Genomic DNA, 7,459 nt, shown 5'->3' with positions numbered 1-7,459 from the left:
TCTCGCCGCTTCGCGGCGAGCCACCCTCTCCCACAAGGGGAGAGGGGAAGAAACGCGGCCCATGTTTTCGTCGCCCGGCCGTGTTAATGAGCCCGCCATGCTCGATACCGCCCGACATCCTCCGCAGCCGCAAGCCGGCGTGCCGCCAAATCATCTCGCCGAAGAGTTCGTCGAGACGTTGCGGCTGGCCGTGCCGATGATGCTGACGCAGCTCGGGCAGATCGCGATGATCACCACCGATCTCGCGATGATCGGCCACCTCGGCGAGAATGCGGTCGCGGCAGCTGCGCTGGCGCATACGGTTTATTTCGTCAGCTTCACTTTCGGGCTCGGATTGATGGCGGCGGTGTCTCCGCTCGCCGCGCAGGCGTTCGGGGCCGGCGATGTCAGGCGCATCCGCCATTCCCTGCGCGTCGGCCTGTGGGTCGCACTGCTGATCTCGTTGCCGATGATGGCTTCGCCGCTCTACGGCGAGCCCATCCTGATCGCACTCGGCCAGGCGCCGCAATCGGCAGCACTTGCCCAGCGCTATCTCTACGGATTGGCCTGGGGCATCGCGCCGGCACTCGGCTTTATCGCGCTGCGCAGCATGATGAGCGCGGTGAACCGGCCGCAGGCGCCGCTGTGGATCACGCTCGCGGCAATCCCATTCAATGCCGCGCTGGTTTACGCCCTCATCCATGGCCTGTTCGGCCTGCCGGAGCTCGGCCTGTTCGGCGCGGGGCTTGCGACGACGCTGGTCAATCTCGGCACGTTCCTCGCCACGCTCGCCATCGCCGCGTGGCGCAAGCCGTTCGCGGATTATCGCCCGCTCGCCCGTCTCTGGCGGATCGACTGGCCGCTGATGCGCCAGCTCATCGCGATCGGGGCGCCGATTTCGTTTTCCCTTCTGATGGAATATGGCCTGTTCTCGTCGGCCGCGCTGCTAATGGGATTGATCTCGACCGCTGCGATCGCCGCGCATCAGATCGCGCTCCAGATCACGGCCGTGCTGTTCATGGTGCCGCTCGGCATCGGCATGGCGGCCACGGTCCGCGTGGGCCATGCCTTCGGCCGCAATGATCCGGCCGCGGTGAAGCGCGCCGGGCTGGCCGCGGCGGGGCTTGGGGTCGTCCTGGTCTCGGCGCTGACGGTCGCGATCATCCTCGGCCGCTACCAGCTGGGACGGTTGTTCTTCGGCACTGGCGAGGCCAGCGCGGCGACCGTCGAGCTGACGGCGACGCTGCTGGTCGTCGGTGCGACCTTCTTCATCGCCGACGGCCTCCAGACCATCGTGGGCGGAGCGCTGCGCGGCATCAATGACACCAGGATGACACTGGTGTTCGCGGCAATCGGCTATTGGTGCGTCGCATTTCCCGTCGGCTGGATGCTCGCTTTCAACGCCCATTTTGGCGCAGTCGGCGTCTGGATCGGGTTCTCGGTCGGGACGTTCGTCTATGCCGGCCTCTTGATCTTGCGCTTCCGGATGCTGACGCGCAAACTGGCGGGATGATCGGGACAGTCCGCGAAGTCGCCCCCAATGTCGATGCCGGCGCCGTGCTATCAGGCGCGCAATTCATCGACGCGTTTCGCGTGGAGCTCGGCGCGACGTCCTTGAGCGCCCGCGAGGCCTGCACAAGAATGGTGCTGCACGGACCGCGCTGGATCGATGCGCTGACGCGCTTGCGCAACATCCTGGTGAAACCCTTCGGACTGAAGACTTCGGGCGAAGGAGCACCCGCGCCGTATGGCCTGATCGGATTGTTTCCGGTGGTCAGCGAAACACCCGAGCGGCTGGTCGCGGGCTTCAATGATTCCCATCTCGATTTCCGCCTCGTCGTCGAAATTGCCGGCGCGCCGGCGGACCGGCAGGTGACTTCGACCACGCTGGTGCGCACCCACAATCTGCTCGGGCGGACCTATCTCGCCGTCATCACGCCCTTCCACAAGCGCGTGGTCCGCGGCATGATGAAGCGCATCGCGGAGCCGGCGCAATGACCCTGTCCGTCGACCTGTTCTTTTCCTTTCGCAGCCCCTACAGCTATCTGGCGCTGCCCAGGACGCTGAAGCTGGTCGAAGAGTACGATCTCGCGGTGAACCTGCGACCGGTCTACCCGATCGCGGTCCGCGTGCCCGGCTTCTTCAAGAAGGCAAGTCCGCAATTTGCACGCTACATCGTGCTCGACAGCCGCCGCGTCGCCGAGCACGCCGGCATTCCGTTCCGCTTTCCGCGGCCCGATCCGATCGTGCAGGACATGACGACGCTCGATGTCGCGACGGAACAGCCCTACATCCACCGCCTGACCCGGCTGGGCGCTATGGCGCAGCTCGAGGGACGCTCGCTCGCATTCACTGACGCGGTCGCGCGCGTGCTGTGGGACGGCTCGGTGGCGGGCTGGAACGAGGGCGATCATCTCGCGCGCGCCGCCGGGAAAGCCGGCTTCGATCTCGCCGCGATGGATGCAGCGATCAGCGCGGATCCGGATCGCTACGAGCAGGTGATCGCGGAGAACGAAAAGGACCACGCCGCATCGGGCCATTGGGGCGTGCCGACCTTCGTGTTCGAGAACGAGCCGTTCTTCGGCCAGGACCGCATTGATCTGCTGCTCTGGCGCATGCAAGGCAAAGGGCTGGCGCAGCGGTAGGCCGAACTCGCCGGGCCAGCCCTCTCTTCGGCAGAAGCTAAAGCAAACACCGATGACCAAGAGCGGTCATTCAATTTTGATCCGCCAGATTCGAAGGTCAGATGGAAGGCACGGCTCTCTTCGTTCGATGTAGTGTACGAGTTCTCTCAACCGATCGAGGTATCCGCGCTCGGAAGCGGTGGGATTAAGTGTGCAAGAGGCCAAGAAGACCTTCAGTCGGTCGAGTAGCGCTTTCTCCTCCTCGCTTCCTGTTACTACGGGCAAGCAGCCTTCCGGCCGATTGGATCCGAAAAATTCAAAGAGCCAACGGTGATGAAGACCGTAATTGTCGGGCATTTTGGACCGCTGAAGCCAAACATTGTATTCGAGACTGTTTTCGGTTTCGAAAGAGGCGCCATACGAACCGCCGTCGCGGTGAACATCCGCAAATTTGAGCTTGATAAGCTTCACCTTGCTAAGCTCAAGGGATTTGGTCATTGGCATTTCACCCTAACGGGAACTTGATGTACTCGGCTCACTCCGCCACGCGCACCGGCCCATCCGCCGCCGCTTCCGACCATTCGCCGACGACGCGATCGAGATCGCAGAGATTCTGGTGCATCTGCTCCAGCGAGAAGCCGATGGCGAAAAATCGCTCGGCGGTATCGGCCGGCTGGCCGCGGATCAGGCCGTCCTGGCGGACGGCGGCAACCGCCTCGGCATAGTGCTGGAGCGCGACGTGCACGGGATGGATCGGCGGGGCGCCGGCGCCCGCGCGCATGGCTTCGGCGGCCGACTTCAAAAAGCGCACGATCGCGGCGCTGACCTCTGCCAGGGGCGCGGCAAGCCTGACCTGCACCTCGACCGGCAACGGCACCACGGTGGCGCGGCCGATCATCACGACGTCATGGCGCAGCCGCAGAATCGTTCGCAACAGCGGACCTGTATCCGGACCACCCGAGAGGCGCGCGGAGCGCTCGCGCTCGGCTTCGGCGCCGATGGTATTCATGCCGACCATTGCGGTGCCGATGCCGTCCTGAATCCGATGCAACGCATCGTTGTCGCGGCCGCGCGTGAGGCCCGCGAGCAGTTCGGTGAAGGCTTCCGCGATCAATTCAAGCAGCTTGGCCGCGCTGGCGCGGATCTGCCGCACCGCGCGCGACGGCAGCACGAGGAACGAGACCAGCAGCCCCGTCACCGCGCCGACCGAGACCTCGCTGACCCGATCGATCGCCGAGGCCATGGGATCGGCATGATGCATGGTCGGAAGCACCAGCACGATCACGGCCGTCACCGTTGCAGAGCTCAGATTCGGATAGATCGCCGCAACAAAGGCAAGCGGCGCCACGGCCAGCACCAGCAGACCCAGCAGGCCCAGCTCGCCGGAATAGGGGATCAGGATTGCGATCGCGCCGCCATAGATCGCGCCGCCGATCGTGCCGAGCATGTAGTCGCGCGTGGCCTTCAGCGAGCGCCCGACGCTCATCTGGGTCACGATGATGGAGGTCAGCACGGCCCAAAGCGGCAACAACAAATGCAGCGCGGTGGCGAGTGCATAGGCGCCGGTGGCCGCCACCGTGACCCGGACCGCCAGCCCCAATTGCGTCCTGCGCGACCAGACCCGGTCGAATAGCTCTCTTGCGCGTATCATCGTCAAACGTCCCGGTCCCATCCTCGTCGATCGACCAAAAGCATGGCTGATGCCCGCGGCCCCAAGGCCGCTTGAAAGGCCAAATCAGCCCGCCTAACTTGCCCGCCAAAACGAGGAAACACGATGGCCCACGAAACCGCAACGCTCGCCGCCTATGTCGTCAATCTAAAGTACCAGGATATTCCGGCCGAGGTGCTGGATCGCGCCAAGATGCTGACGCTGGACTTCCTCGGCAGCGCCATCCGGGCCCGCAGCGAAGCGGAATCGACCCCGTCTATCCTGAAGATGCTGGAAGCGCTCGCGCTCGACACCAAGGGCGAGTCCACCGTGTTCGGCGACACCAAGACCTGGACCCCGGCGATCGCCGCCCTCCTCAATGGCGCGCTCGGCCATTCCCTCGACTTCGACGACACCCACGCCGATTCCTCGCTGCATGCGAGTGCACCGGTGGTTCCGGCCGCCTTCGCCGTCGGCGAGATGGTCGGCGCCTCCGGCCGCGACGTGCTGACTGCGATCGTGGCGGGCTATGAGGTCTGCTGCCGGCTCGGCAACGCGCTCGACCCGACCTCGCATTACGCGCGCGGCTTCCATCCGACCGCGACCGCCGGCACCTATGGCGCAGCCGCCGCGGCCGGAAAACTGTTCGGCCTGTCGGAGCAGCAGATCATCTCCGCCTTCGGCGTCTCCGGCAGCCAGGCCGCGGGCTCGCTGCAATTCCTGGTCAACGGCGCCTGGAACAAGCGCTACCAGGTCGGCGCCGCCGCGATGAACGGCGTGATTGCCGCAACATTGGCGCGCAGCGATTTCTTGGGATCGACGGAATCGGTCGAGGGCAAGCACGGCCTGCTCGCCGGTTACACCGACGATGCGCATCCGGACAAGGCGGTGGCCGGACTCGGCAAGTCCTATGAGACCATGAAGATCGGCGTCAAACCTTATCCGAGCTGCCGCTACACCCATGCCGCCATCGACGCGCTGATCGCGATGCGGCGCGAGCACAATCTGACGCCGGACCAGGTCAAGCGCGTCGAGATCGGCCTGCATCGCAATGGCATCACCCTGACCGGCGACGCCGCGACCAAGCGGCATCCGACCTCGATCGTCGGGGGCCAGTTCTCGATGTTCTTCACCGGCGCGCTCGCGCTCGACCAGGGTTCTTTTGGCTGGGACGATTACAGCCGCCTGGGCGATGCCGCCATCGACGCGCTCGCCGACAAGTTCGACGTGGTGCAGGACGACCGGCTGGAGGTCGGCCGCACCCATCCCTTTGGCGCGCGCGTCAGCATCACCACGGATGACGGCGTGCATGAGCGGCTCTACGCCGATCCCTCCGGCGAGCCGGCGTCGTTCCCCGATACGCAGGCGATGCAGCAGAAGTTTTTGACCTTGGCGCGCCCGGCGCTGAATGCCCGGGCGGAGAAGTTTGCCGACGCGATCATGACACTGGAGCGGTTCGATCGCGTGGCCAAGGCCACGGAGCTGGGAAGGTAAAAAGTTCTCGCCGCGCAGACGGTGCACCCTCGCCCCTTGTGGGAGAGGGTGCATCGTCTGCGCGGCGAGCCGGGTGAGGGGTCTCTCTCCGCGAGTCCCACTCTCATTTGAATGCGCGGAGAAATACCCCTCATCCGGCGCTTCGCGCCACCTTCTCCCACAAGGGGAGAAGGAAGAAAGCGCAGCGCTCCTCTCGATTCGCCCCCGCCAGCTTCCCCTTCTCGCGCGTGGTCGCCACCACATCCCGCACGAGATCGAACACGCCATCCACCTTAGGCGGCGCGTTCGGTGAACGTCCCATCCGCACGATCACCAGCTTCTCCGACGGGATCACGATGGTGTACTGCCCGATCGTGCCCTTGGCGAAGAAGGCGTCGCGCGGCCAGCCGTGGTCGACACGGAGAGTCGCGCCAAAGCTGTCGCCCTGGTTGGTCCAGAAGCCGGCGCCGATGCCGACCCAGGCATTCGGCGTGGCCGTCGCGGAATAGTTCACCCAGCCCTCCGGCAAAATACGTTTGCCGCCCACAACGCCGTCGTTGAGATAGAGCTGGCCGAAGCGTGCCCAGTCGCGCGCGGATGCGAGCATCTCGCTCGAGCCTTCGATCGTGCCTGAACCATCGAGCTGGAGCGTGACGTGACGCATGCCGAGCGGGGCGAACAATTCGCGGCGCGCGAAGCGAAGCGCGTCCGCGGGTTTGCCGCCGGCGACGTTGCGGATCAGATGCGCGAGCATGATGGTGTTGCCGTCGTGATAATTCCAAACTGTGCCCGGCTCGGTCGCGAGCGGCATGCTCTCGGCATAGGCGACCATGTCGGATTCCATGAACTTCATCCGGTTGACCGGCTCGAAGGCGGAGCCGAGCGAAGCCTGCAACGAGCTTCCGAGCGCGAGGCCCGCGGTGTGGCGCAGCAGCTGATCGACGGTGATGGCGTGGCGCGGATCGTTCGGATCTTTCCAGGCAGCGACCGGCGCAGGCCCGTCGAGTTTCAACTTGCCCTGGCGCACGAGAATGCCCGTCAGTGCCGAGATCACAGACTTCGTCATGGAGAAGCCGAGCAGCGGCGTCTCCGGTCCGACGCCATCGGCATAGCGCTCTGCGATGATGCGGCCCGACTTCATGACGACGATGGCGCGGGTACGGCGATAGGGCGGCTGCGCGGGTTCGGTGAAGGCGCGGTCGAGTGCAGCCGATAGGCCCTCGCTCTGCGGCGGCACAATCGCGGGACCGGCGATCTCGGGCAGCAAGGCGGGCTGCTTGTCGTCCGGTGGCAGCGCGACATCGACGAGCGGCTCGTCATGATCGAGCGTGCAGCCGAGCCCCTCGCGATAGACGGCATGGCTGCGGCCAATGCCGAACAGCGTCACCGTGACGTCCTTGCGCGCGCGATCGACCTGATAGTCCATCGCCCAGGTGAGCAGACCGACGCCGGGCATCGCGTCGGTGGTCTCGGTGAGGTTGCGCCTGGGATCGAGGCCGGAGACGAAGGTCTCGGAGCAAAGAATGTCGGCGATGAAGCCGGTGGCGACCTTGGGCACGTCGCGGGCGCGCGCCGCGCCGAGCGCGAGGCCGATACAGGTGATGGTGAGGAGGACGATCTTGCGGCGGCGGGTCACGGGCTTTCTCCGGCTGCGGGGCGTGCGCCGGAGAAGGAGCAGAGCAGGCCGATGGCAGCTCGCCGGATTTGGAAAATGACCTGGCTGAAACCGATCGGA

7 protein-coding genes are annotated in these 7,459 nt (G+C 65.4%); 4 read left to right on the top strand and 3 right to left on the bottom strand.

The window, feature by feature from the left end; genetic code table 11:
- The first annotated feature begins 97 nt into the window (after positions 1-97).
- The 3 genes from IVB29_RS21100 to IVB29_RS21090 are packed head-to-tail and all read left to right on the top strand — an operon-like array spanning position 98 to position 2,624.
- Positions 98-1,492, top strand: a complete 1,395-nt coding sequence (locus tag IVB29_RS21100; protein ID WP_247505311.1) for an MATE family efflux transporter — start codon at positions 98-100, stop codon at positions 1,490-1,492.
- Complete coding sequence (locus IVB29_RS21095) at positions 1,489-1,977, top strand: DUF2867 domain-containing protein (protein WP_247505310.1); 489 nt, start codon at positions 1,489-1,491, stop codon at positions 1,975-1,977. Before IVB29_RS21100 ends, IVB29_RS21095 begins: the two co-directional genes overlap by 4 nt.
- Positions 1,974-2,624 (top strand): 2-hydroxychromene-2-carboxylate isomerase, encoded by a 651-nt coding sequence (locus IVB29_RS21090; RefSeq protein WP_247505309.1) that lies wholly within the window; start codon positions 1,974-1,976, stop codon positions 2,622-2,624. The genes IVB29_RS21095 and IVB29_RS21090 overlap by 4 nt, the downstream gene beginning before the upstream one ends.
- A 66-nt stretch (positions 2,625-2,690) precedes the next feature.
- Here IVB29_RS21090 and IVB29_RS21085 read toward each other — a convergent pair whose 3' ends face one another.
- Together IVB29_RS21085 and IVB29_RS21080 are read right to left on the bottom strand one after the other, a co-directional pair.
- Complete coding sequence (locus IVB29_RS21085; protein ID WP_247505308.1) at positions 2,691-3,101, bottom strand: hypothetical protein; 411 nt, start codon at positions 3,099-3,101, stop codon at positions 2,691-2,693.
- 37 nt (positions 3,102-3,138) lie between these two features.
- Entirely contained in the window at positions 3,139-4,254 is a 1,116-nt protein-coding gene (locus IVB29_RS21080) for an FUSC family protein (RefSeq protein WP_247505307.1), read from the bottom strand.
- Between the two features lie 123 nt (positions 4,255-4,377).
- Here IVB29_RS21080 and IVB29_RS21075 point away from each other — a divergent pair, with 123 nt between their 5' ends.
- Positions 4,378-5,745, top strand: a complete 1,368-nt coding sequence (locus IVB29_RS21075) for an MmgE/PrpD family protein (RefSeq protein WP_247505306.1) — start codon at positions 4,378-4,380, stop codon at positions 5,743-5,745.
- 130 nt (positions 5,746-5,875) lie between these two features.
- Here IVB29_RS21075 and IVB29_RS21070 read toward each other — a convergent pair whose 3' ends face one another.
- Entirely contained in the window at positions 5,876-7,360 is a 1,485-nt protein-coding gene (locus tag IVB29_RS21070) for a serine hydrolase (RefSeq protein ID WP_247505305.1), read from the bottom strand.
- Positions 7,361-7,459: the final 99 nt, after the last annotated feature.

Source organism: Bradyrhizobium sp. 1 (genome assembly GCF_023073315.1).
Classification (GTDB): domain Bacteria; phylum Pseudomonadota; class Alphaproteobacteria; order Rhizobiales; family Xanthobacteraceae; genus Bradyrhizobium.
This window is presented reverse-complemented; position numbering and strand designations above follow the sequence as displayed.